We start from the raw sequence: 23,969 nt of genomic DNA on the forward strand, positions 1-23,969 counted from the left end.
TCAACCGCCGTACGGCGGGCGAGGCATCTGGAAGCGACGACGCCCATTGCGCAACACAAAACTTCCCGCCTTCTCCGAGTTCCCCCGGGGCATCCCGCCCACCATACCCGTTCCAGGATGGCCGCTGACCGCCGCCTGTTCCGCTTGGATCATGCTGTCCGGCAACGGTATCGCGGACGTGTTGAGACGATCGGCGGCCGCACTGGCTGAGCTCCAGTCGGGCGGGACCGACAACTTTCCCACGAACGCCGCGCTGCCAACTCTGGCCTGGACCGTGCCGCGAAGGGCTTCGGGACCCACCGATCGGGCCGCCGTTGTTGCCTTGGCCAGCTGGAGCCCGAGCAGTCTGGAACCGGTACCGAACTGTCCCGCCGAAAACACTGCGTAGGTCGTCGACCAAAACGGTTGGGCGGGCCCGACGACGAGGGTGTCGAAGTCGCTGAAGGCGCTCAGCAGCGCGGAATACGCCGTCGCCGGTGAAGGAAGGCCCGCGGCAGTGCCGGCGGATGTCCCGGTGCCGAGCCCGGGCAGCTCCGCGAGCGCCGCCTGAGCCTGTCCCGACGGCAGCGCCGCAGCTTGGCTGACCGCCGCGGCCTGAGCGGATTGCCCGGTGGTGTCGGTGATCACCGGTGGCTGATCGAAAGGTTCCAGCACGCTGGCGGTCGACGAGGCCGCGGCGTAGGTGTACATGGCGGCGGCATCCTGGGCCCACATCTCGGCGTATTGCGCCTCGGTGGCGGCGATGGCGGGGGTGTTCTGGCCGAAGAAGTTGGTGGCGACCAATACGGCCAACTGGCTGCGGTTCGCGGCGATCACCGGCGGCGGCACCGTCGCGGCGAACGCCGCCTCGTACGCGGCCGCCGCCGCCCGGGCCTGGCCGGCGGTTTGCTCGGCCTGAGTGGCAGTCGCGGTAGCCCAGGACACGTACGGCGCCACCGCCCCCGCCATCGCGAACGACGCGCCACCCGACCACAGGCCCCGCAGCTCCGAGACAGTGGATGAATAGGTCGCTGCGTAGGAATCCAGTTGCGCGGCAAGGTCGTCCCAGGCCGACGCGGCGGCCATCAGCGGTCCCGAGCCGGGACCGGAATACATTCTGGCCGAGTTGATCTCGGGCGGTAGTGCCCCGAAGTCAAGCATCGGCGTTCCCTTCTGAGGCCGCCCGTCACCCGGAAGGTTGGGGCGGGGTTATTGGTGCGGTGGCGGGCGTCAGCCGCTATCCGCCCGCAGAAGGACGGGGCATGGTGAATTTGCGGGGTCCCACCCGCAGCGCGTTGTTGACCGAAGACCCCGAGAACAGGCCCGACTTGCCGCCGGTGCCGGCGGCCGGCACGCCGTTCCACATGTTGCTCACCGGCACCTCTTCCCATGACGGGCCACCGCCGATGTCCGCGTCCGAAAGCCAGTGCGGATCTGCGACGGGGGCGGCCACCCCCGGGTTGGTCACCGTCCAGCTGGGCGGGACCGATAGCTTCCCCAACGAGGCCGCGTTGCCGGCACTGGCGAGCACCGGCCCGCGGATGGTCGCCGTGGGCGGCGGCGCCGGCTGCTTTCGCCGCCGCGCCGGCCTCCTGCAACCCGACCCGCTGGACCCCGGTGCCGAAGCTTCCCGCCGACGTCAACGTCCGGCTGATGCCGTCGCCGAGATTGACCGGCGAGGTGAACGTGTTGAAATTGCTGAAGGCGGTGAGCAGCGGCGAGGGGATCAACGCCTCCAATTGCGACAACGGAGACGACGCCGCGGTTGCCGACAAGCCCGACGACGACGCTCCCGTTGTGGCAAGCGCCTGCAGTTGTTGCGGCACGCTCGCCATCAGCTGAGACAGCGTCGTCTGGGCGTTTCCCGCCGCCGACGATCCGGTGGCCTGGGCCACCGCGGCGGCCTGAGCGGGCTGGGCGGCGGCGTTGGTGGTCTGTGGCGGCTGCGTGAACTGCCTCAGCGTGGTCGCGGCCGACGAGGAGGCGGCATAGCGGTACATCGCGGCGGCGTCTTGGGCCCACATCTGCTCGTACTGCGCCTCGGTCGCCGCGATCATCCCGGTGTTCTGCCCGAAGACGTTCGTCGACATCAGCGTGGCCAACTCGGTGCGATTCGCGGTGACCAGTGCCGGCGGCACCGTCGCGGCGAGCGCCGTCTCGTACGCGGCCGCGGCCGCGCGCGCTTGACTGGCGGCCTCCTCGGCCTGCGCCCCCGCGTTCGACACCCACGCGACGTATGGCGCGACCGCACCGGCCATCGTCTGCGCCGCGGCGCCGGACCAACCCTCGCCCTGTAACCGCGCGATGGTCGTGGCGTACGCCCGGCCAACCGATTCCAGCGCATTGGCCAGCACGTCCCACGCCGCGGCCGCCGCCATCATCGGGCCCGAGCCGGCGCCGGCATACATCCTGGCGGAGTTGATCTCGGGCGGCAGCGCTCCGTAGTCCAACACGGTGATTCCCTTCGTCAGGCGGCCTGGCGGCGACGGCCGATCGAGATCGTCAGCGACGTGGAGGGCGGAGGCGGGAACGCTCTCGATGCGTGGTGCGACGAAAAGTGCGCGCCCACATACGGCCCTCCGCATCACAGGTGACTGCCCCTTGGCCAGCCATCGCTGGTGATCTGCTTCGTAGGGACCGTTGGGCGTCGACTGTGACGCGCGGTTCGTGGCGAGCCCCACCGCCGTCGGCGTGCGTTTGGCGCCGCGGATCCCGGCGACAAAACTGCACTGGTTGTTGATTCAGTCAAACGCGATTCGGGACGTTCGACAAGTTAAAACCGCGGATGTACAGGATCTTTCCAGCGAACAACTCTGAAACTTCAAGCTGTCGAAGGGCCGCTGCATTCGGCGCGACCCGATGCCATTCCAGATCGCGAGGCTCACCGTGGCACCCAAACCGGCCGCCGGTCGCGCGCGGGCGGATCGCGGTGGGATCTCGGGCTCTGCCAGGCGATATGTTCCAGACGACATGGTTGGCTGGGCCGTTCCGGAAGGCGGTCCCCGGCGGGCTTTGGCACATGTCGGCACCCAACCGGGACAGGGATGTGATCCGCCGGCGCGCCGCTTCGCCGCGGCAAGCATCTCTGCAGCTAACTGTGCGGTCGAATCGGGTCCGTCGTTTTTCGTGATGGATGCCGGGCCGAATTTCAACCGTTCGACGCCGTCGTCGCGTCTCGATTGCGCATCGGCCCGGTGTGGATCGTGGTGAAGCAGGCTGGAAATCTCCTGTAAGTTGACCCACTTAACTTGTGAAGTGACCCGAGTGCGATTACTAATGAATCACCGGGGTTCATCACAGGCACGTCGCTGTCGACGGCGGACGGCCCCTGCAGAACGGATCATCGAGGAGTCGGCTGGCCGGTTGGGCAGCCGAGCGTGACGCGGAGGATCGCAAGTGGCCGTTGGGATTGCGAGTATTCGCAACCGAAGCCGGCCGGTGCTGAAGTGTTGACGAGCCCGACTGGACCGGACGCCCGAGGCCCGTGGGACGGCGGCGGCGGTCAAGTCGATTTCGAGGCCACGCCACCGTCGACTGCGAAAGGGAGATACCACTTGTCGCGTTCGCATCGCATCGTGGTCTGGGATCCGGAGGACGCGGTCGCCTGGCACGGCGGCAATCACGCGATCGCCCGGCGCAACCTGTTCTGGCAGGTCGTGAATGTCCATGTCGCGTTCTCGGTCTGGTACCTCTGGTCGGTGATGGTGCTGTTCATGCCGCAGCCCGTCTACGGCTTCGCCACGGGCGACAAGCTGTTGATCGGAGCCACCGCCGCGCTGGTCGGCGCGCTCGCGCGCATTCCCTATTCGATGGCGGCGAACTGGTTCGGCGGCCGGAACTGGACGATCTTCTCGGCCGTTGTGCTGCTGTTTCCGACCGCGGGAGCGATCGTCCTGCTGGCCCATCCCGGCCTGCCGCTGTGGCCGTATCTGGTATGTGCCGCGCTGACCGGCCTCGGCGGCGGCAACTATTCCGCCTCGCTGGCCAAGGTCGACGGCCTGTTCCCGCAGCGGCTCAAGGGTTTTGCGCTGGGCCTGACGGGCGGGATGGCCAACCTGGGGTCGGCGGGCATCCAGGCGGTCGGACTCCTCGCTCTGGCGACCATGGGACACGCGGCGCCGTACTGGGTCTGCGCGATATACCTCGTGCTGCTGGCGATCGGCGGTGTCGGCGCGGCGGTGTTCATGGACAACGTTGTCGCGCACCGCACCGGGCTGTCGTTGCACAACTTGCGGTCCATCGTCACGGTGCCGGACACCTGGGCCATCTCGTTCCTCTACCTGTGCGCCTCCGGATCGTTCCTCGGATTCGCATTCGCGTTCGGGCAGGTATTGCTGCACAACTTCGTGGCCGGCGGGGAGACCCATGCCCAGGCGTCGCTGCACGCCGCCGAGGTCGCCTTCATCGGCCCGTTGCTCGGGTCGCTGGCCCGGATCGTCGGCGGCAAGGTCAGCGACCGCTTCGGCGGCGGGCGCGTCACCCTGACCGTCTTCCTCGCCTCGATCGTGGCGGGGGGCTTCCTGGTTGGCATGAGCACGCACGCCGACGCCGCCGAGGACAGCGGCCGCAAGGTAACCGATCTCACCATGTTGGGCTACATCGTCGGTTTCATCGCCCTGTTCATCTTCTGCGGTGCGGCCAAAGCCGCGGTCTACAAGCTGATCCCGTCGGTGTTCGAGGCGCGCGCCCGCGCGCTGTGCGTCGCCGCGGCCGAGCGCGGGCACTGGGCGCGCGTGCGGTCGGGGGCGTTGATCGGGGTGGCCGGTGCCTTCGGCGCCCTCGGCGGGGTGGGCATCGACCTGGCGCTGCGGCAGTCGTACGACACCACCGGGACAGAGACACCCGCCTTTTGGACGTTCCTGATGTGTTATGTGGCCGCCGCCGCGCTGGTCTGGATTCGTTATGTGCGGCCGCAGGAGGCAGATTCGGCCACGCCGGCATCCGCGCAATTATCAAACGAGCAGAAGGTCACGACGTGACGGCGTCAAGCATGGGTCCGCGTACGAGCCGTCAAGACGGAGGAGCTGACAATGAGTAACAACATCACCTGGCATCAACACACCGTCACGCGCGAATACCGCGAGAAGCTCAACGGCCACCGCGGCTGCGTTGTCTGGTTCACCGGTCTGAGCGCGAGCGGCAAGAGCACCGTGGCCAACATGGTGGAGCAGAAGCTCTACGAGCGGGGCGTCCGGAGCTTCCTGCTGGACGGCGACAACGTGCGCTACGGGCTCAACGCCGGCCCCGAAACGCTCGAGGCAAGCCACGGTAAGGAATTCGCCGACCGTTTCGGCCTGGGGTTCTCGGCCGCGGACCGCGAGGAGAACATCCGCCGGATCGGGGCGGTGGCCAAGCTGTTCTGCGAGGCCGGCATGGTCGCGCTGACCGCGTTCATCAGCCCCTATCGTCGCGACCGCGACGCCGTTCGCGCCACGCTCGAGGACGGCGATTTCCTGGAAATCTTCATCGACACCCCGATCGAGGTCTGCGAACAGCGCGATCCCAAGGGCCTGTACAGGAAGGCCAGGGCCGGCGAGATCAAGGGCTTCACCGGCATCGACGATCCCTACGAGCCGCCGCTGCAACCGGAACTGCGCGTCGAGGGCGGCCAGAAGGACGCGGACACCCTGGCGGACGAGGTGATTTCGCACCTGCAGGAGACCGGTGTCATCCCCGTCCTCGGCCCAAGCCCCCATTCCCCCGAACCAATGGTGAAAAACTAGCTGCCGCTCCGCTCGATGGACGCAGCGCGAGCCCGGAAAAAGAGGTCATGGCAATGAGTTACAAGGGTCACAACGGCCATCCGATAGTGGAACGCGTGTCCACCGCGGACGCGAGCGCGATCAAGGGCATGCCCCGCGTTTCGATATCCAAGGCGACCGCACACGAGGTGATCAGCCTTGCGTATGGATTCTTCACGCCGTTGACGGGATTCATGGGCCGGGAGGAGATAGACGGAACGCTGGACAACTTCCAGCTGCCGGACGGCACGCTGTGGAGCATCCCGATTGTTTTCGACTTGTCCGCCGACGACATCGAGAACCTGGGCGTGACGGAGGGGGGCAGCGTCGTCCTGGACTATCTCGGCGTCCCGATGGCCGTCTTCGAGGTGAACGAGATCTTCGAGTACGACCTCGAGCGGATGGCCGAAAAGACCTACGGGACGTCCGATCCCCGGCACCCCGGCGTAAAGAAGACGCTCGGCTACCAGAACAGGTTCATCGGCGGGGACATCACGCTCATCAACGAACCCGTCTTCCATGAGCCGTTCAAGAAATTCTGGATGACGCCAAAACAGCATCAGGACGCGTTGACACAGAAGGGCTGGCGGCACACCGTTGCCCACCAGACCCGAAACGTCCCCCACACCGGACACGAGGCACTGATGAAGCAGGCGTGGTTCGCCGCCAACGAAGACATGCCCGTCGACACGCTGAGCACCGGAGTACTGGTCAACGCCATCATCGGCCAGAAGCGGGTGGGGGACTACATCGACGAAGCGATTTTGCTGGCCCAAAACGAGCTCAATGTCAGCGGATATTTCCGACAAGATGTGCACATGGTGTCGTTCACGTTGTGGGACATGCGGTATGCGGGACCACGCGAGGCGATCTTCCACGCCATCCTGAGGACCAACCTCGGATGCACCCACCACATGTTCGGGCGCGACCACGCCGGCGTGGGCGACTTCTACCATCCCTACGACGCCCAGAACCTGCTCAAGCAATACCGGGCGGAGCTGGGCATCAAGCCGGTGTTTCTCCGCGAGAACTGGTATTGCCCGCAATGCCAGGAAGTCACGAACTCCGCTCTGTGCGGCCATGATTCAAAGTCTCAGAGTTTCAGCGGCAGCCTGATCCGAAGCATTCTGACCGACGAGGTGAAGCCGACGCAGAAAGTCATGCGCCACGAGGTGTTCGAGGTGGTCATGGACTGCGCCGCCGAGTACGGGGAGGGCTCGCCCTTCGTGACCGAGGAATACCTGAGAGACCGGCGCCCGGTCTTCACCCTCAACCCAGTGGAAGGACTCGACGCGTGAGCAGTGCCGCTCCCACCATCAAGATCAACGTGTGGATCAACGAGGATCGGCTGGAATTGTTGCAGAATGCCGGCATGGCCGACCTGGCGAACGAGGCTTTCGCAGGCATGAAGCTGCTGGAGATCCATACCACCGAAGAGCAGAAAAACGCGCTCCTGCAGCGGTACCCGGGCGCCAAGTACGATTCGGCCACCACCCGCTCCATCGAGCTGCTCCCCAAGAAAGCAAAAGACCAATTGCTGGACCTGTCCATCGAAATGCGTTCGACGGGACCCGAAGTGACGGATCGCTTTCTCGGCCAGACGCAATCCTGAGTAGCCCGGTTGGGCGTCGGGAGCCCTTGGCCCGGTTCGGTCGGGTCGATGTGAGGTAGAAGCCTTCGCGCGCCTCGTCGGCGCCGCGGTGACGTGCCGTGGCGGCGCCCGGATGGCGCGGCCTGCGATTTCTGCGCGCCCAGGTTGGAAGTTCCTGTGTCCTTTCGCCGTGTCCCGGCGTTCGACCCGCGCGCACAACGATGCGCCCGCCTGCGGGAACAACAGGAAGCCGCCATCTGAAACACAGCGACCGTTAAGCTTTCCGCCCAATAATAAGAATCACGATGAGTAAAATTCCGAGCGCAGCGAGGCCAGCGCCGGCGCCCGGCGCCCGGTTCGTTGACGGACGGCGAGCTCAGCGGGGTCCGCGCGTCGCGGGTGGCGGGATTATAGCCGAGAGGCGTGAGATCGTCGCCGGACATGAAGGACAGGCAGGCCCGACGTGTTGAGAAATGCTTCGTCCCTCAACGGGCCTCGAAATGTTACCGATTAACGCCCGCGCTTTCGCGGTCTGACGAAAGGCAACCGGTTCGTGGAAAAACAACTGCTCGCACCGACAAGGGTTTTGCGGGACTATCTCTCGAACTCGCTGGTTTGGGAAGACTTTCTGGCCCAGGGCGGCTTCGCCGACGGGGACATCGTCGTCGCCGACCCGTTCAAGGCCGGCACCACGTGGACCCAGCGAATCGTCCAGCAAATACTCCACAACGGGGAGGAGCCCGACGGCGGGCTGTCGGACACGTCGCCCTGGCTCGACTCCAGCTGGGGTGACCACGCGGGGATGCTCAACGTGCTGCAGCAGCAGAAGGATGCCGGACTGCGGCGGGTCATGAAGTCGCATCTGCCGGCCGACGCCCTCCCGATCGCGCCGGAAGCCCGGTACGTGTTCGTCGGTCGCAACGGCAAAGACCTCGGAATCAGCTTCCACAATTACCTTTACAACTTCTCGGCGCCCACCATGGAGACGATCAACCGGATTCACGCCGAGTGGTCCGGTGACCCGGCGCCGTTGGTGATCCCCGAGGACATGCACGAGTTTTTCGACCTGTGGTTGGACAACGACGGATATCAGTGCTGCGACCTGCTCGACATCATGAAATCGTGGTGGGTGCTTCGCGACGAGCCCAATGTGCTGCTCCTGCACTACGGACAGCTCAAGCGGGACCTGCGCGGGCAGATCGCCCGACTGGCGGAGTTCTTCTCCATCGACCCCGCCTCGTTGCGGATGGACACCATCGTCGAACACTGCTCGTTCGACTACATGAGCGCCCGCGCGGAGAAAATGGCTCCGTTCGGCGGTGCGCATATGTCTAGCGCAAAAGCCTTCTTCCACAAAGGTTTAAAGCGCGATCACCGCAACGAGCTGACGCCGGAACAGGTCGCGCGCTTCGACCGTGTCGCGCTGGCGAAGCTGGGCCCAGAATGCGCCCACTGGTTGGAGACCGGGGAAACCGTCTAGGACCGCTGAGTCGGGCGGAAACGACAATGGAGTGCCGCGGGGCCCCGCCCGTGCGGGGGGTCCCGCGGCATGACGCTTGGTATGCAGACATGGCCTCAGAACCGATCGTTGACCGACGTCTGGACCTGCGCGACCGCCTCCTGATGGAAGCCGTCGCGGTGATCTACATGATGCTGGCAGCCCAGTGCCACGGCCGGCATTACCTGCTGTTCCCCGGGCTTGCGGCGCTGTCGTACGACGTGTTGACGCGCCCCTGGGGAAAGTGGGCGAGTCAGCCCGGGCGGCTCATCGCGACGCCGGTCCTGGCGGCGGCATTCGGCACGCTGGTCACCCGACTGCTCCCGTTCGGCGTGCCGGCGATCCTGCTCGTGGTCTCCGCGTGTCTGCTCCTGTTGCTGCTGACCAAGTCGAACATCGCGCCGGCGGTCGCGGCCGGCGTGCTGCCACTGTTCCTGGGCATCACCAGCTGGGTCTACGCGGCTTCGGTCGCGATCAGCCTGGTCGCCCTGACGCTGATTCTGTTGCCCTGGCAGAGGCGTTGCCGACGGAAGTATCACCACGGCGCGGATGGGTCGACAACGAGCATCGATGACATTCTCGAGACGGCCCCCACCGGAAGCGCCTGGGTCCTGCCGTACTTCGCGTTCGTGACCGCGATGGCGTTGGGCGCCACGGTGTGGACGGCCTCCGGATGGCGGCTGCTGTTGTTCCCGCCCCTGATCGTCATCGCCTATGAGATGTTCGCGCATCCCACGACGTGCCCGTGGGCGGGGAAGCCGCTGGCCCTCCCCGCCGCCTGCGCTCTGACCGCCACCGCGGGGTGGGCCGCCGTTCGCCTCTGCGGCAGCGGCGCGATCGCGGCGGCGTCCGCTATGGTCGCGGGCGTTATTGTGTTGCGCCTCTTCAACCTTCGCCTGCCGCCCGCGCTGGCCGTGGGACTGCTTCCGTTGGTCATCAAGTCTCCCGGGGTGCAATACCCCATCTCCGTTGCTGTCGGGGCAGGAGCATTGACGCTCGCCTTCGGGATGTATCAGCGATGGGTCATCGGCCCCGGTCGCGTCGGCCCGGACGTGCCCACCACATTGAGGAGTGCCTAGTGTCGAATGCTCAACTGACCGCGGTCATCTTCGTGCTGTTTGCCCTTGTCGGGCTGGCCCAACTGCTGGGCTACGTGTTCGTCAAGCTCGGCCAGCCCAAGGTCGTGGGTGAGATCCTGGCGGGCATCGTGCTCGGACCGGCGCTGCTTGGCCGCCTGCCGTTCGTCGAGCACCTGATCGGTACCGCCCGGCACAACAGCCAGATCCTCAGTTTCGTGTATTGGCTCGGGCTGCTGCTGCTGATGTTCGTCTCGGGCGCGGAGATGCAGCAGCTGTTCGGAAAAGGTGAGCGGCGGAGTGTGAGCTGGCTCGTCATCGTCGGGACCGGCATACCGTTCCTGCTGGGACTGGGTTTCGGGCCCGCTCTCATCCGCCCGAGCCTGGCCGGCCCGCACGGCAACCGCCTGTCGCTCATCATCATCCTGGCGGTCGGCGTCGCCGTCACCTCGGTGCCGGTGGTGTCGAAGATCTTCGCCGATCTGAACATCCTGGACACTCGCTTCGCCCGGCTCATCCTCGGCGTCGCGGTCCTCGAGGACATCGTGCTGTGGCTTGCGCTCGCGATCGCGACCTCGATCGCGGCCAAGTCGCACCTGAATCCCTGGCAGATCTCGGCGCACCTGGTCATCACGGTGATCTTCTTCGCCCTCGGGCTGACGCTGGTGCCGCGCGCGGTCAGGGCCCTCAACAAGGCGAGCTGGAATGTTCTCGCGCAGCATTCGCCGACCGGTTACGCCATCGCGGTTCTGTTGGCCTACTGCGCGGCCGCCGGGGCGCTCGACGTCAACCTGGTCTTCGCCGCGTTCCTCGCGGGCTTCGCCTTCGTCGACAAAGACCACGAGATCTTCGAGGACTCGCTCAACGCGATCACGAAGGTTTCCTTCGCCTTCTTCATTCCCGTCTACTTCGCGATCGTCGGCCTGAAACTGGACCTCATCCGCGGCGTCTCGCTGACGATGATGGTCGTGTTCATCGTGGGCACCTGCGTGGTGAAGATGCTGTCGGTGGCACTGGCCGGCCGGCTCGCCGGTTTTCGCGGTTTGGAGCTGATCAATCTCGGGATCACCACCAACGCCCGCGGCGGTCCCGGCATCGTCCTGGCCAGTGTGGCCTTCGACGCCGGCATCATCAGCTCGAAGTTCTACACCACGCTCGTGGTCGCGGCCGTGCTTACTTCGCAGTTGGCCGGCGCCTGGCTCGATTATGTCTTGCGGAAGGGCTGGCCGTTGCTGAAGTCCGACGCACCGCACGAAGCCGCCGAGGCCCCGAGCGCGGACGTGTCGACGACGGTGGCGTGAACGCCGCGCGCCGACGAGCGCGAGGCCGGTCCGCACTCGGTTGTCCGGGAACGCAACTCGACAGGCCGGCCGGTCACGAACCCGCGATGCCGGCCGCCACAAGGGCGGCGCCCACCACGGTCAGCAGGGCGGCGACCTCGAGGCGTCGACGGGCCCGGACCCAGTCGTGCAGCGCCACCATCACCGATCGGGTCCGGCCGGGGGCGAGCGCGTAGGCCAGCAGCGGGATCTCCACGAACGCGAAGGCCACCACGGTGAACATGAGCAGCGCCCCGACCTGTGTGACGGCCGCCGCCCCGGAGGCGAGGATGAGGGCCAGCGCGGCCAGGTAATCCACCGAAGGAAGGGCGATCCCGAGCCCGGCCACCGCGGCCACCCACAGCGACGGCCCGGCCAAAAGCCGCCGGGCCCGGGCCGACAGCCAATCCGGTGCGGGCCCGCGGATCGCGGGCGGTTTCACGGCCAGCACGGCGGCGGCGGCCAGCGCCAGCGCGCCGATCAGGATCTGCACCCGGGGCAGGGTGAAGTACTCCTTTCCCGTCGACACACGCCGCAGCACGAACAGGACCACAAGGCCCACGCTCAAGCCCATCGCGAAGCCGCCGCACAGGAAAGCCGTGAGCTGGAGCAGCGGCCTGGGCCGGTTCAGCATCAGCACCGTCATGCCGATCCGGAACGGTTCCAGGCTCACGGCGACGGCCATCACCAGCAGCGTGATCAGCATGGCGCGGCTGCCGGAGAAGCGACGGAACGTGTTCTCGCCCACAACGATGCATGCCGGCCGCGGGGTACCGGTGCAGCGGCCCGCCGTCGGCCCGGCAGCGTCGTCACGGTCAGGTCGGCAGTCCGTCCCGCTCGGCGTCGGCGCGGTAGCGGTCGACCCACTCGTCGGACCGGTCGTCGCCCTGGCGCTCCAGCACCGGCTCGGGCGCCAGCCGCGGGTCCAGGCCCAGCGCCTGCAGAATGTCGGCGACCACCTGAGTCAGGTTGCGCCACAACACCGGATACGGAATGTCCATGGGGTGAACGTCCTCTTCGGCGAACCACCTCCGCCAGCCCTCCTCCTGAGCGCGCAGCATGGTGACGACGTGAGCGATCGCCCCGGCGTGATAGCTGGCACGGGCGTCGCGCAGCGGGTCGGGCTTGCCGCGCCACACCCGCGTTTGCACCGCCCGCCAGAACGAGACCGCCTGCGACACCACGTCGGGCCGGTGGACGTGGATGAACAGCGGTTCCTCGCCGACAACGTCGCGAATCGCGGCGAGCAGCCCGTCGCCCGAACGATCCGGCAGTTGACGCGCGCGATCCAAGAGCAGCGGCGTCTGGTTCCACATCAGCTTGCCGCCCCATACGCCGTTGGGCGTCCTGCCGACGGTCCGGATATATTCGCGCCACGTCTCGGCGGGCGCGAGATCCGGTTTGCCCGGTTCGAGCGGATCGAGCAGGCGCAGGATCGACTCGTCCTGCAAGTCGGCGAACCACTCCCGCGGTTGCGGCGCCAGGCTCGTGGTCGGCAGGTACTGGAAGAACTCCTGAGGCTCACCGGCCACGCCGGTGGCCCGCAGCGTTTCGACCAGCAGGGTGCTGCCGCTGCGCTGCGACGCGAGCACCAGGTAGGACGAGGGAGACTTCGGCACGCAGGCAGCCTAACCGGACGCAAATCGCCTGCAACGCCAACAACATTCTTTCAGCGTGAGGAAAACCGTTGCCCGACATCGACTGCCGCTTCGCGCGGGCCGGAATGGCGCGGCAGGGGCACCAGAACAGGCCGCCGTTGAACGGGGGGCCTTGGGCGTCGTCGAGCCCTGCAGGACGCGGTCCCGGTCGTCGACGACGCCCGACGGCAGCGCCCCGGCCACGACCGTGCGCCGGTCAGCTACCGATCCGCGATCCGGCGTCGCCCCGCCGGGCCCGGAGGGTAGTAGCGTTGTCCCAGGCCGGGAAGGGCGGACGGGGGTCCACGGAGTTGATCGACAACGACGAGCGTGACGCCGGGCGGCCGCGGGCTCTGCGATGCGGCTTCGCTACATAAGCGTCCCGGCGCTGGTCGCCCAGGCCGGCGGTGACCCGTGGGCGATCAACCGGAGCCTGCAGGCCGGTCGCCCGGCGCAGATCGCCGGGCTCGCCCAGGCGTTTCACTCGGCGGGCCGCAGCACCGCGGAGTCCGCCGCGGCCTTCGAGGACGCCCGGCGCCGCTTCGAGGCGTCTTGGAACCGGGAAAACGGCGAGCACCCCATCAACGACTCCGCCGAGGTGCAGCGGGTGGCGCAAGCGCTGGGGGCGCAGTCGGCCCAGCTGCCCAAGATCGGGGCCGAGCTGGAGAACATCGCGGCCGCCCTGGCCGAGGCGCAGCGCACGGCGGCCGGGCTCATCGTGACCCTCGAAACCGATGTCCAGCGGCTCGACGACCTGATCGCGCTGGCCGCCGAGGACGAGAATGCTCCGGGCCTGACCGCCGCCGACCGGGACGCGCTCGGCGCGCTGATCACCGCCTGCGAAGACGACGCCATCGCCGACACCAAGGCCGCACTGAGCCAACTTCTGTCGATCCGCGGCGGCTACTCCGACTCCCTGCAGCGGTCGCTGACAACCTTGCGCACGGACGGCTACGACCCCACCGGGCTCGCCGACGTCGACGCGGCGGACCGACCGCGGCCCGATTACCCACCGCTTCCCGCCCCGGGAACCAGTGCCGACGACGTCGACCGCTGGTGGAACACGCTGACCCCGGACCAACAGCGGCAACTGATCGGCGAGCACCCCGAGGCGCTGGGCAACTTCGATGGCATCCCCGCCGACATGCGGGGGCAGGTCAACGCCGCGGTGCTCAGCGACGATCTGCACCGCGTCGAGGACGTCGCCGGCCGGTACGGCCTGTCGCCGGACAGCCTGCGGGGCAACGTCCTGAATGACCGGGGCAACGACATCTTCGCCAACCCCGCCAAGTACGGGCTGACCGCAGGCGACATCACCCGGTACCAGAATGCGGTGAAGACCAACCACGGCATCGAGCACGACCGGGGATCCGACCCGTCCCACCCGCGGCCCGTGCTGCTGTGGGCCTACGACCCGCTGGCCTTCGACGGCAAGGGCCGGGCGGCCGTCGCGATCGGCAATCCCGACCGCGCCCGGAACACCGCCGTCATCGTGCCCGGCACCAACAGCAGCGTGAAGGGCGGCTGGCTCTACGACGGGCACAACGACGCCATCAACCTCTACGACCAGTCGGTCAAGGCCGACCCCGCGCACTCCACCGCGGTGATCGCGTGGATGGGTTACAACGCACCGGAGTTCGACTTCCAGAATCCCGAGGCCGCCGCGGTCGACCCCTCGAAGTTGCAACAGGTCGGCTCGCCGTGGATGGCCCGGTCCGGCGGGGCGGTGCTGGCGGCCGACGTCAACAGCCTCGCGGTCACCCACGACGGCTCCATCCCGTCGCACGTGACGGTCATCGGGCATTCATACGGATCCACCACGGTCGCCGACGCGTTCGCGGGCAGCGGCATGCGCGCCAACGACGCGGTGCTGATCGGCTGTCCCGGAGCCGATTTGGCGCACAGCGCCGCCGACTTCCACCTAAATGGCGGCAAGCTGTACGTGGGCGCGGCCTCGACCGACGCGATCAGCTGGATCGGCGAAACCGGGAGCGTGCCGCCGAACGCCCTCAACGTCGCGCTCGGCGGCCCCCTCGGGCAGCTGGCCGGCCTGGGCGCCGACCCCGCCCACGAGGGCTTCGGGGCCATCCGCTTCCGCGCCGAGGTCGCCGGCTCGGACAGCGTCGTGCCCTGGTTCAACGACCATTCGCACTACTACGACAGGGGCAGCGAATCGCTGCGCAGCATGACCGAGATCGCCACCGGGCACGGCGGCAACCTGGCCAACGACGGCATGCTGGCGCCCCTTCGCAACGAAGCCGCCCTGTCGACCCCGACCGAGATACACACCCCGTTCGGCACCGTCCCGCTGCCGCACGTCGAGATCCGCGAACCCGTCACCGTCGACCCCGAATGGGATCGGCCCGCGAATTCGGTCACCAAAGATCATGATTTCAGTTAGTCGACCGCGACGGCGGCGGCCGCGGCCGGTCGCCGTCGCCGCCGTCACCGCCGCCGCCGTGCTGGGAGGATGCTCTGCCATGTTTCCGTCGAGACACGACCCCGACCACCCCGAGCACCCGCTGTCCGACCAGCAGGCCATCGCCCAGGTCGTGGATCCGGCCAAGGAGATCGCCAAAGTGGCCGGGCTGCAAGACCCTTCGGGGGGATTCAGCTGGGAATCCTGCAACGACCAGGGGCAGCCGCCCTACCGCGGGCGGGTCGATATGACGTTCACGGTGCCCCCCGGGGTCGACCACGCCGCGTACTTCGACCAGGTCGCCAAGACGATGGTGGCCAACGGCTGGTCGCCCGGTGCCCCGCCGGGCCGGCACGAGCCGGGTGCGGTGATCCACCAGGGCGGTGTCATGGCATCCATCGGCGTCAGCCCGTTCCAGGGCGCCGACGGGGCCGTCCAGCTCTTCGGCGAGTGCCGCAACATGAACGAGCACCGCAGCGACAGCAACGGCTTCAGCATCGCCGACCAGCTGCGCGGGGGATAGCGCCCGTCAGCCCACCCGCAGCCCCAGCGAAAACAGCAGTCGCACATCGGGATCGGCCAGCGAGACCGACATCAGCTGCTCGATGCGCCGCACCCGGTAGCGCACGGTGTTGGGGTGCACCCGCAACGACCGGGCGGCCGCGGCGACGTCGCCGAAACTGTCCAGGTACGTCCGAAGCGTCTCGGCCAGCGCCGGGTCCCGCGCCCGCAGATCCCGGATCCGGGGGTCGACCAGCCGGTCGTCGGCGCCGACCAGGCTGACGATCTCGTCGAGCAGCACGGTGGTGCGGGCCTCGGCCAGCGACGTCACCGGTTCGATCGAAAGCGGATGCCGCTCAGCGCCCAGATGCACGGCTGGACGCTGACCGACGAACGCAACGTCCCACACCTTCGGTTGGCCACCTGGGCCACGACCGCTCGCAGCTGCACGCCGAGCTCGGTTCGCAGCGTGCCGATCGTGCCGCGGACCCACGAGGTGACCGCGCGGGGCGTCGCGGCATGGGGGAACACGGTGTAGATCCGCGACGCGTGCGAGATCACCTGCGCGTCATCGCGAAAAGCGCTGGCGCTCAACGCCAGGACGTCGGCGAGCCGCGCGGGACGGGGTTCGCCGGTGGCCCAGCCGATCACCGCGGCGGCGCCGTCGACGGTCAGGCCGAGTTCGCCCGCGATGGCGGGTGCGTCGGCTTTTGAGTCGGTGAGGCCGAGGAGTTGCTGCACGCGTCGCGCATGCGTGGACGGCCGGGCCGCCAGGCGCGTCATGACCCGCGCGGCCAGCACCGCCGCGCCGCGCAGGATCTCCTCGGCGTCCTCGGCCAGCGGCGCCGAACCCTGTTGCACCCAAATGGTTCCGGCGAACACCGGCGGTCGCCGCGCGGCCGGCGGCGGCTGGTAGATCCCGATGGCCAGTCGCGGCCGCAGCCCCAACTCCGGGCGCTCGGCCACGCGCACCACCTCGCCGCCGGCGCGCAGCGCGTCGAAGATGCCCCATTGGGCCAGCCACTCGAGATGTTCCGGCGGCCCTGCCCGGCCCAGGATCGACAGGCGGCGCAGTTCGTCGGCGTCTTCATCGGACGCCGAGTAGGCCAGCACCTGGGACTGGGCGTTCTCGATGCTGACCATGCCGTGAATGCGGTCGGCCAGCGACTGCGCCAGGCCGAACAGGTCGGTGGCGGAGTCGTCCGACGGGTCGGCGCGATCCCCGTGATGCTCCAGCACGTGATTGACCAAGTGGTACAGCCGCTCCCAACGGGCCCGCGGTTCGACGGCCACCACGGCCGACCCGGCCGCGACGGCCGCGGTGACCAACGCATCGGACGGCTCCTTGGCGAAGACCGCCACCGGCGGCCGCGTGCGCGCCTGCTCGGCGATCCACCGCAGCGCCTCGCGATCGCTCACCCCCAGCAGGAAAAAGACGTCGGCCGCGCCCGCGGCGACGGCGAGCCCCAGCCGAACGTCGTCGGCATCGATGAGGGCCGCCGAGCCTACCGGGACGTCCAGGCCCCGCGGGGCCTCGACCAGGCTGACCAGCGTCGTATCGAGCGCGAGCACCAGCCGGCCCAGCCCCACACCGCCCTCGCGCATATTGTCCGATCGTACTAGTAAGTCGGTGTCATCCTGTGCAATCGGCTAAACCAATCTCCGACGCGCGCGAGGACCCTGGCTCCATGGACGCGATCACCCAGGTGCCGGTGCCGGCCAACGAGCCGGTCCACGACTACGCCCCGCACTCCCCGGAACGCGCCCGGCTCCTGAACGAACTGGCCGCGCTCACCGACCGCCCGATCGACCTGCCGCACGTCATAGCGGGCAGGCACCGGATGGGCGACGGCGAGCGCATCGACGTCGTCCAGCCGCACCGCCACGCCGCCAGGCTGGGCACCCTGACCAACGCGGTGCACGCCGACGCCACGTCGGCGATCGAGGCCGCGATGGCGGCCAAAACGCCTTGGGCGGCAATGCCGTTCGACGAGCGGGCGGCGGTGTTCCTGCGGGCCGCCGACCTGCTTGCCGGCCCGTGGCGGGAGAAGATCGCCGCCGCGACGATGCTCGGCCAGTCCAAGTCCGCCTACCAGGCCGAGATCGACTCGCCCTGTGAGCAGGTCGACTTCTGGCGGTTCAACGTCGCGTTCGCCCGCCAGATCCTGGCCCAGCAGCCGATCAGCGGGCCCGGGGAATGGAACCGCAGCGACTACCGCCCGCTGGACGGATTCGTTTACGCGATCACCCCGTTCAACTTCACCTCGATCGCGGGCAATCTGCCGACCGCACCGGCGCTGATGGGCAACACCGTGGTGTGGAAGCCGTCGATCACCCAGACCCTGTCGGCGTACCTCACCATGCAATTGCTCGAGGCCGCCGGGTTGCCGCCCGGGGTGATCAACCTGCTCACCGGCGACGGGTTCGCGGTGTCCGATGTGGCGCTGGCCGACCCGCGGCTGTCCGGCATCCACTTCACCGGGTCGACGGCCACCTTTCAGCACCTGTGGCAGCGGGTCGGCGCCAACATCAGCCGCTACCAAAGCTATCCGCGGCTGGTGGGCGAGACCGGCGGCAAGGACTTCGTCGTCGCCCACGCCTCGGCGCGCCCGGATGTGTTGTGCACCGCGCTGATCCGCGGCGCATTCGACTACCAGGGCCAGAAGTGTTCGGCCGCCTCGCGCGCGTTCATACCGCAGTCGGTGTGGCGGCGGATGGGCGACGACTTGTTGGGCATCGCCGGCGGCCTGCGCTACGGCGACGTCACCGATCTGGCCAACTTCGGTGGCGCGCTGATCGACCGGCGCGCGTTCGTCAAGAACGTCGACGCCATCGAACGGGCGAAGGGCAGCGGTGCCGTCACCATCGCGGTGGGCGGCGAATACGACGACAGCGTGGGCTATTTCGTGCGTCCCACGGTGTTGCTGTCCGACGACGTGGGCGACGAGGCCTTCGCCACCGAATACTTCGGCCCGCTGCTGTCGGTGCACGTGTACCCCGACGATGACTATGACCGCATCCTCGACGTCATCGACGGCGGTTCGCGCTACGCGCTGACCGGCGCCGTCATCGCCGACGACCGCGACGCGGTGCTGACCGCCCAGGACCGGCTGCGGTTCGCCGCCGGCAACTTCTACGTCAACGACAAGCCGACTGGCGCGGTGGTCGGGCGCCAGCCCTTCGGGGGTTCGCGCGGTTCGGGCACCAACGACAAGGCCGGGTCGGTGCTGAACCTGTTGCGGTGGACCTCGGCGCGCACCATCAAGGAGACGTTCGTCCCGGCCACCGATCACACCTACCCGCACATGGGTTCGTGAGCGATGCCCGCCCTCTTCGCCGGCACGGTCCGCCCCGTGATCCTGGCCGCCGCCCGCCGGGACGGCCTGCGCCGCGGCGTCCAACGGCTGCCGGTCACCCGGAAGGTGGTGCGGCGGTTCGTCGCCGGGGAGACCCTCGCCGGCGCGCTGGCCGGCGTTGCGACGCTGCGGGAGTCGGGCCGGTACGTGAGCGTCGACTACCTGGGCGAGGATGTCACCCGCGCCGATGACGCCGACGCGGCGGTGGCGGTCTACGTGGACCTGATCGACCGCCTGGGCCGGCTCGGGGACCGCGGCGAAACGGACGCCCCGCCGCTCGAGGTGTCGGTGAAGCTGTCGGCCCTGGGCAGGTCGCTGGAACGGGACGGGGAAAAGATCGCGCGGGAGAACGCCCACGCGATCTGCGCGGCCGCCGTCGGGGCCGGGGTGTGGGTGACGGTGGACGCCGAGGACCACACGACGGCGGAGTCGACGCTGTCCATCGTGGGCGACCTGCGCGCCGACTTCCCCTGGCTGGGCGTGGTTTTGCAGGCATACCTGCGGCGCACGCTCGGCGATTGCCGGGATCTCGCGGGTGCGCGGGTCCGGTTGTGCAAGGGCGCCTATGACGAGCCGGCGTCGGTGGCTTACCGCGACCCCGCCGCGGTCACCGATTCCTACCTGCGCTGCCTGCGGGTGCTGATGGCAGGTTCCGGCTACCCGATGGTCGCCTCCCACGACCCGGAGATCATTGCGGCGGTGCCCGCGCTGGCGCGCGACGCGGGCCGTGCCGCAAGCGATTTCGAATACCAGATGCTGTACGGCATCCGCGATGGCGAACAACTGCGGCTGGCCGGCGCGGGCAACCGGCTCCGGGTGTACGTGCCGTTCGGCACCCAGTGGTACGGCTACTTCATGCGTCGCCTGGCCGAACGGCCGGCCAACCTGATGTTCTTCCTGCGGGCGCTGACGCATCGGGATTCGCACGCCGGGGCGTAGCGTCTGGCCTATGGCCCTGATCGTCGACGACATGCCGGATCTCGGCGTCACCCGGCTCTCGCGGTGGATCTTCAACTGCTACGTCGTGCGCGGCGACGACGGCCTGGTGGTCGTCGATGCCGGGCTGCCGCGCGCGGTCAGGGACGTGACGCCGGTCCTGGAGCGGCTCGGCGGCACCTTGCATGCCGTCGTGGCGACGCACGGGCACAGCGACCACGTGGGTGGCGCGGCCGAACTGGCCGCGCGACACCGCGCGCCGATCTGGCTGCCCGCCGTCACGCTCACCTATCTGGACGGGCTGAAGCCGCGCACGCCGACGCCGGCCAAAGCCGCGCGCATCTGGCCGACGATGGTGGACCAGCCGTTCGACCGGATGGGCTTAACGGGCCTGCTGACCGGGGCCCGGCTGGCCGGATACGGCACCCCGGCCGGCATGCGCTGGAGGGGGGCGTCGCCTCGCGGCGGGCTCGATGACGGCCACCCCCTGCCGGGTGCCCCGGACTGGACCGTGATCAATGCCAGCGGCCACACCGACGACAGCATCGCGCTGTGGAATTCGACCACCCGGACCCTGCTGTCCGGCGACGCCGTGCTCACGACGCGCGGAAAGGTCTGGCACACGCCGGAAATCGTCGACGCCGCCAGCGCCGCGGTCACCCGCGACCGCCTCGAGGAGCTCCCGGTCGCCCACCTGCTGCCCGGCCACGGCCGGCCGGTGCATGCCGGCGGGGCGGTCTGGGCCGAGCAGCGCCGCTGAGTGGGCCGACGGGCGCCGGCGCATCGAAAGTGAAGCCGCGGCATCGAAAGTGAAGCCAGGGCGGGAAAATCGCCGAAATCCCGCCCTGGGTTCACCCGCGAAGCCCTGAGTTCACACTCGAGCGCTTACGAAGACGGGCAGCCCTCGCGGTTGGTGCCCTGCAGGGCTTTCGGCGCATCGTCGATCGCGGTGCGCAGGACGTCGAGGACCTGCGGATCCCAGGTGAGGGCGGTCTTCCAGTCCAGCCCGGCGGCGCTCGACACGAAGATGCTGTGGGTGTCGTCGTAGGTGTAGCAGCGGCGGTGCGGCAGCACCGGATCGGCAATGTCGACCGCCAGCGCGCTACGCAGCGCCACGATCCCGTCGTTGGGCCACACCATCGGGTTGACCTGCCCCGCCCGGGTGAACTTCTTGCCGCCGACCAGCACCACCGGGATCTTGTCCAGCACGCCCGCCTGGAACTGGTTCCAGCCGTCTCTCCCCATCAGGTATGCCTGGTTGACCTCGCGACCGGAACCGGCCACCAGGCGCAGCACCTCGGTCTTGAAATCCTTCATCGCGCCCTCGCAGAACTGGTCGCCGGCGCAGTCCGTCAGGGGCAGGGCGTCATTGGCGTAATCGGACAGATAGGACCCCTGCCACGGCGTCCCGACGGTGGTGAGCGAGCGGACGTGCACCGGGAAGTTCGTCGTGGTCAGCACCCGGATGGCGGCGCGCGAGTACAGCCCGCCCATCGAGTGTCCGATCAGGTCGACGTCGTCGATGCCCTTGTCGGTGTGCAGGTACGTCAGAAACCGGGCCAGATGCTCACCGGCGGTGTCGATGCTGCCGGTGGAGTTGACGGTCATGTTCTCCGGCAAGGTGATCGGGCATGTCCCGAACGGTCCGAAGCCGGTCTGGTCCACCACCTGGCCGCGGCCGGCCATCGCCGGGGAGGTGAACACCTTGTAGCCGTGCTTGAGCAGGTCCTCGCGGATCGCGGTGTCGGTGTTGCCCGCGGCCAGCCCGGTCGCGCACGCCTGGTCGGGCGTGGTGAAGGGGCTCGTCGCGGCGCCGCCGGAGACGATGACGACCGCTTGCGACGCCGCGCGTTTCTCCCCGGAACCGCCGCAGCCCGACAGCATCGTCGTCGCCGCCACCACCGCCGCGGTCAGCATCAGGGCCCGTCGCACGAGGCCACCCGTCATCGCACCGCCAGCTGCAGCCGCGTGCGCCGCCGGACCAGGATGCTGGGCAACCATTCGCCGACGTCGATCGCCTCGAACCAGGTCGTGCGGTTCAGCAGGTGGCCCAACACAATTCGGGCTTCGAGGCGCGCCAGCGCGGCCCCGACGCAGAAGTGCACGCCCCGGCCGAACGTCAGGTGGCTCTTGGCGCCGGTGCGGTCGAGGCGGAACTCGTCCGGCGCCTCGAAATGCGCCGGATCGCGGTTGGCGGCTCCCCACATGAGCAGTAGATGGGAATTCGCGGGCAGCTCGACGCCGGCCAGCGTGGTGTCGCGCAGCACGTGCCGGTAGTGCCCGCGAAACGGCGGTTCGACGCGCAGCGTTTCTTCGATGAAACTGTTCAGCAATTCGGGATTCTCGCGCACCCGCTGCGCGATGTCGGGACGATCGGCGAGAATCCACGCCGCGCTGCCCAGCAGGGACGCCGTCGATTCGCCGGCGGCGCTGAAAAGTGTGAGCATGATCCCCAGCGCCGGCAGTTGCTCGAGCTCACCCGAGCGGCAACGGGCGGCCAGATCGGCGATCAAGCCGTCTTCGGCACTGGCGCTTGCCCTTTCGAAATGTTCCAAGACATAGCCGGACAGCTCCAACGCCGCAGCGAACGCCTCCTCGAGCTGGGCGGGCGTCACGATCCCGTCGAGCAGGGTGGTGGTGGCGTAGCCGAGCCGGATCAATGTGTCGACGTCGCCATCGGGCAGGCCCAGCAGCCTGGCGACCACCATCATGGGCAGCCGGTTGGCGACGGCGCTCATCCACTCGATGCGGCCGTCCTGCAGGTTCTGCTCCCACAGCCGTTCGGCGGTCTGGACGGCGTACTGCTCGATGATCCGCACCCGCCTGGCCGACAGGTGCGGCAGCAGGATCTTGCGGTGCAGCGCATGGGCCGGGTCGTCCGCGGTGGCCAACGCGTGCGCGGCACCCCCGACCGGCCCCATGTCGAACGGGGTGACGGTGCCGTCCTCGCCGAAGACCATGGTCGCGGTGAGGTTCGACGAAAAGTCGCCGACCCGGTCGACGGCCTCCTGCACCGCGTCCCACCCGCAGACGGCGTAGAACACCGAATCGCCGATCCGCCGGACCGGTGCCTGGGCGCGCATGCGGTCATACAACGGATACGGGTCCTGGAGCGCCTCGTGGCCGAAGAGCTGAATCGGATCATCGACGACCGTCATGAGTTCAGGCTGAATGCGCCCGTCCGCGGCGTCAACGGGGTGCGACAAAGTTGAGGCACGGCTCGACCGGGGGCCGAGGCTGTCCCGGATCGCCCACGTGGCACCATCAGCGCAGAGGTGTGAGAAAAGGTGTTGAATAATTCTCACGCTAAGAAAAGTATGTCACCGGCCGGCGGTCCGAAGGAGCACATCGTCATGTCGCGCGACGATTGGCTGCTGGGACGGGACCGCCGCAGCGAAGCCGCGGAACGGATTTACGCCGCGGCCGCCGAGCTCATCTCCCGCAAGGGCTACGAGGCCTTCACCATCGAGGCGTTGGCGACCAGTGTCCACTGCTCGCCGGCGACGATTTATCGGCATGCCGGCGGTAAGGCGGCCATCCGTGACGCCGTCGTGGCGATCCAGTCGGCGCGCATCGTCGACACCGCGCGCGACGCCATCAAAGGCCTCAGCGGCCCGGACCGGGTGGCGACAGCCACCCTCGTGGCTTTGCAATGCCTGCAATCGGATCCGCTGGCCCAGCTCATGCGGTCGCTACCCACGACCGCGGTCAGCGACTGGATCACGAACTCGCCCGTCGTCACCGACCTCGCGGCGGAAATGCTCGGAGAAGACAACCCGGACCCGCTCGCTGCGCAATGGCTCATCCGCGTCTTCCTGGCGCTGTGGTGCTGGCCGCTGAACGACCCCGTCGCCGAACGAGTCATGGTGCAACGCTTCCTGGGCCCCGCTACCTGAGCGACGACCGAACATCCCCG

General features: G+C 68.4%; 18 protein-coding genes and 2 pseudogenes. 13 read left to right on the forward strand and 7 right to left on the reverse strand.

Annotated features, from left to right (window positions below; genetic code table 11):
* Together BN971_RS07650 and BN971_RS07655 are read right to left on the reverse strand one after the other, a co-directional pair.
* On the reverse strand, positions 1–1,140 hold the full coding sequence (locus BN971_RS07650) for a PPE family protein (RefSeq protein WP_085180383.1): 1,140 nt from the start codon (positions 1,138–1,140) through the stop codon (positions 1–3).
* A 76-nt stretch (positions 1,141–1,216) separates the two neighbouring features.
* Positions 1,217–2,432 (reverse strand): annotated as a pseudogene (locus tag BN971_RS07655) (PPE family protein).
* Positions 2,433–3,533: 1,101 nt separating this feature from the next.
* Between BN971_RS07655 and BN971_RS07660 the strand changes: the two are divergent.
* The 7 genes from BN971_RS07660 to BN971_RS07690 all read left to right on the forward strand — a co-directional run bounded on the left by BN971_RS07660 (position 3,534) and on the right by BN971_RS07690 (position 11,186).
* Positions 3,534–4,958, forward strand: a complete 1,425-nt coding sequence (locus BN971_RS07660; RefSeq protein WP_085180379.1) for an MFS transporter — start codon at positions 3,534–3,536, stop codon at positions 4,956–4,958.
* A gap of 51 nt (positions 4,959–5,009) precedes the next feature.
* Complete coding sequence (cysC, locus tag BN971_RS07665) at positions 5,010–5,702, forward strand: adenylyl-sulfate kinase (RefSeq protein WP_085180377.1); 693 nt, start codon at positions 5,010–5,012, stop codon at positions 5,700–5,702.
* A 53-nt stretch (positions 5,703–5,755) separates the two neighbouring features.
* On the forward strand, positions 5,756–7,018 hold the full coding sequence (gene sat, locus BN971_RS07670; protein ID WP_085180563.1) for a sulfate adenylyltransferase: 1,263 nt from the start codon (positions 5,756–5,758) through the stop codon (positions 7,016–7,018).
* Positions 7,015–7,332, forward strand: coding sequence for a DUF6955 family protein (locus tag BN971_RS07675; protein WP_085180375.1), 318 nt, complete (start codon positions 7,015–7,017; stop codon positions 7,330–7,332). The genes sat and BN971_RS07675 overlap by 4 nt, the downstream gene beginning before the upstream one ends.
* A gap of 532 nt (positions 7,333–7,864) precedes the next feature.
* A complete protein-coding gene (locus BN971_RS07680) occupies positions 7,865–8,791 on the forward strand; it encodes a sulfotransferase domain-containing protein (protein WP_090349902.1) in 927 nt (308 codons plus the stop codon).
* Between the two features lie 89 nt (positions 8,792–8,880).
* On the forward strand, positions 8,881–9,888 hold the full coding sequence (locus BN971_RS07685; protein WP_245836639.1) for a hypothetical protein: 1,008 nt from the start codon (positions 8,881–8,883) through the stop codon (positions 9,886–9,888).
* Complete coding sequence (locus tag BN971_RS07690) at positions 9,888–11,186, forward strand: cation:proton antiporter (protein WP_085180369.1); 1,299 nt, start codon at positions 9,888–9,890, stop codon at positions 11,184–11,186. Before BN971_RS07685 ends, BN971_RS07690 begins: the two co-directional genes overlap by 1 nt.
* Positions 11,187–11,259: 73 nt before the next feature.
* Here the strand turns inward: BN971_RS07690 and BN971_RS07695 are convergent, their stop codons facing one another.
* Positions 11,260–11,910 carry a GAP family protein gene (locus BN971_RS07695; protein ID WP_085180562.1) on the reverse strand — a complete coding sequence of 217 codons (651 nt, stop codon included), beginning with the start codon at positions 11,908–11,910 and terminating at the stop codon, positions 11,260–11,262.
* Between the two features lie 109 nt (positions 11,911–12,019).
* A complete protein-coding gene (gene stf0 / locus BN971_RS07700) occupies positions 12,020–12,823 on the reverse strand; it encodes a trehalose 2-sulfotransferase (RefSeq protein ID WP_085180367.1) in 804 nt (267 codons plus the stop codon).
* 376 nt (positions 12,824–13,199) lie between these two features.
* Between stf0 and BN971_RS07705 the strand changes: the two genes are divergently transcribed.
* Together BN971_RS07705 and BN971_RS07710 are read left to right on the forward strand one after the other, a co-directional pair.
* Positions 13,200–15,242, forward strand: a complete 2,043-nt coding sequence (locus tag BN971_RS07705; protein WP_085180365.1) for a putative alpha/beta hydrolase — start codon at positions 13,200–13,202, stop codon at positions 15,240–15,242.
* 79 nt (positions 15,243–15,321) lie between these two features.
* Positions 15,322–15,783: a hypothetical protein gene (locus BN971_RS07710; RefSeq protein WP_085180363.1), complete on the forward strand. Its 462-nt coding sequence runs from the start codon at positions 15,322–15,324 to the stop codon at positions 15,781–15,783.
* Between the two features lie 6 nt (positions 15,784–15,789).
* Here the strand turns inward: BN971_RS07710 and BN971_RS07715 are convergent.
* A pseudogene (locus BN971_RS07715) lies at positions 15,790–17,366 on the reverse strand (PucR family transcriptional regulator).
* Between the two features lie 83 nt (positions 17,367–17,449).
* On the opposite strand from BN971_RS07715, the gene pruA reads away from it, so the two are divergent.
* The 3 genes from pruA to BN971_RS07730 are packed head-to-tail and all read left to right on the forward strand — an operon-like array spanning position 17,450 to position 20,813.
* Positions 17,450–19,078, forward strand: a complete 1,629-nt coding sequence (gene pruA, locus BN971_RS07720; RefSeq protein ID WP_085180359.1) for an L-glutamate gamma-semialdehyde dehydrogenase — start codon at positions 17,450–17,452, stop codon at positions 19,076–19,078.
* Between the two features lie 3 nt (positions 19,079–19,081).
* The gene (locus BN971_RS07725; protein ID WP_085180357.1) at positions 19,082–20,056 is read left to right on the forward strand and encodes a proline dehydrogenase family protein; all 975 of its coding nucleotides are present in this window, start codon (positions 19,082–19,084) and stop codon (positions 20,054–20,056) included.
* A 10-nt stretch (positions 20,057–20,066) separates the two neighbouring features.
* On the forward strand, positions 20,067–20,813 hold the full coding sequence (locus BN971_RS07730) for an MBL fold metallo-hydrolase (RefSeq protein ID WP_085180355.1): 747 nt from the start codon (positions 20,067–20,069) through the stop codon (positions 20,811–20,813).
* A 125-nt stretch (positions 20,814–20,938) separates the two neighbouring features.
* Here BN971_RS07730 and BN971_RS07735 read toward each other — a convergent pair whose 3' ends face one another.
* Together BN971_RS07735 and BN971_RS07740 are read right to left on the reverse strand one after the other, a co-directional pair.
* On the reverse strand, positions 20,939–22,000 hold the full coding sequence (locus BN971_RS07735) for a lipase family alpha/beta hydrolase (RefSeq protein ID WP_308203739.1): 1,062 nt from the start codon (positions 21,998–22,000) through the stop codon (positions 20,939–20,941).
* On the reverse strand, positions 21,997–23,211 hold the full coding sequence (locus BN971_RS07740) for a cytochrome P450 (RefSeq protein WP_085180353.1): 1,215 nt from the start codon (positions 23,209–23,211) through the stop codon (positions 21,997–21,999). The genes BN971_RS07735 and BN971_RS07740 overlap by 4 nt, the downstream gene beginning before the upstream one ends.
* Before the next feature lie 195 nt (positions 23,212–23,406).
* Here BN971_RS07740 and BN971_RS07745 point away from each other — a divergent pair, with 195 nt between their 5' ends.
* On the forward strand, positions 23,407–23,949 hold the full coding sequence (locus BN971_RS07745) for a TetR/AcrR family transcriptional regulator (RefSeq protein ID WP_085180560.1): 543 nt from the start codon (positions 23,407–23,409) through the stop codon (positions 23,947–23,949).
* Positions 23,950–23,969: the final 20 nt, after the last annotated feature.

This window comes from Mycobacterium bohemicum DSM 44277, from assembly GCF_001053185.1.
Taxonomy (GTDB): domain Bacteria; phylum Actinomycetota; class Actinomycetes; order Mycobacteriales; family Mycobacteriaceae; genus Mycobacterium; species Mycobacterium bohemicum.

Bases quoted from the DNA above. Each gene is read 5' to 3' on its own strand.
- BN971_RS07650 (WP_085180383.1), bottom strand. From the start codon at position 1,140: ATGCTTGACTTCGGGGCACTACCGCCCGAGATCAACTCGGCCAGAATG.
- cysC (WP_085180377.1), top strand. From the start codon at position 5,010: ATGAGTAACAACATCACCTGGCATCAACACACCGTCACGCGCGAATAC.
- sat (WP_085180563.1), top strand. From the start codon at position 5,756: ATGAGTTACAAGGGTCACAACGGCCATCCGATAGTGGAACGCGTGTCC.
- BN971_RS07685 (WP_245836639.1), top strand. From the start codon at position 8,881: ATGGCCTCAGAACCGATCGTTGACCGACGTCTGGACCTGCGCGACCGC.
- BN971_RS07695 (WP_085180562.1), bottom strand. From the start codon at position 11,910: ATGCTGATCACGCTGCTGGTGATGGCCGTCGCCGTGAGCCTGGAACCG.
- BN971_RS07705 (WP_085180365.1), top strand. From the start codon at position 13,200: ATGCGGCTTCGCTACATAAGCGTCCCGGCGCTGGTCGCCCAGGCCGGC.
- BN971_RS07710 (WP_085180363.1), top strand. From the start codon at position 15,322: ATGTTTCCGTCGAGACACGACCCCGACCACCCCGAGCACCCGCTGTCC.
- pruA (WP_085180359.1), top strand. From the start codon at position 17,450: ATGGACGCGATCACCCAGGTGCCGGTGCCGGCCAACGAGCCGGTCCAC.
- BN971_RS07725 (WP_085180357.1), top strand. From the start codon at position 19,082: ATGCCCGCCCTCTTCGCCGGCACGGTCCGCCCCGTGATCCTGGCCGCC.
- BN971_RS07730 (WP_085180355.1), top strand. From the start codon at position 20,067: ATGGCCCTGATCGTCGACGACATGCCGGATCTCGGCGTCACCCGGCTC.
- BN971_RS07735 (WP_308203739.1), bottom strand. From the start codon at position 22,000: ATGACGGGTGGCCTCGTGCGACGGGCCCTGATGCTGACCGCGGCGGTG.
- BN971_RS07740 (WP_085180353.1), bottom strand. From the start codon at position 23,211: ATGACGGTCGTCGATGATCCGATTCAGCTCTTCGGCCACGAGGCGCTC.
- BN971_RS07745 (WP_085180560.1), top strand. From the start codon at position 23,407: ATGTCGCGCGACGATTGGCTGCTGGGACGGGACCGCCGCAGCGAAGCC.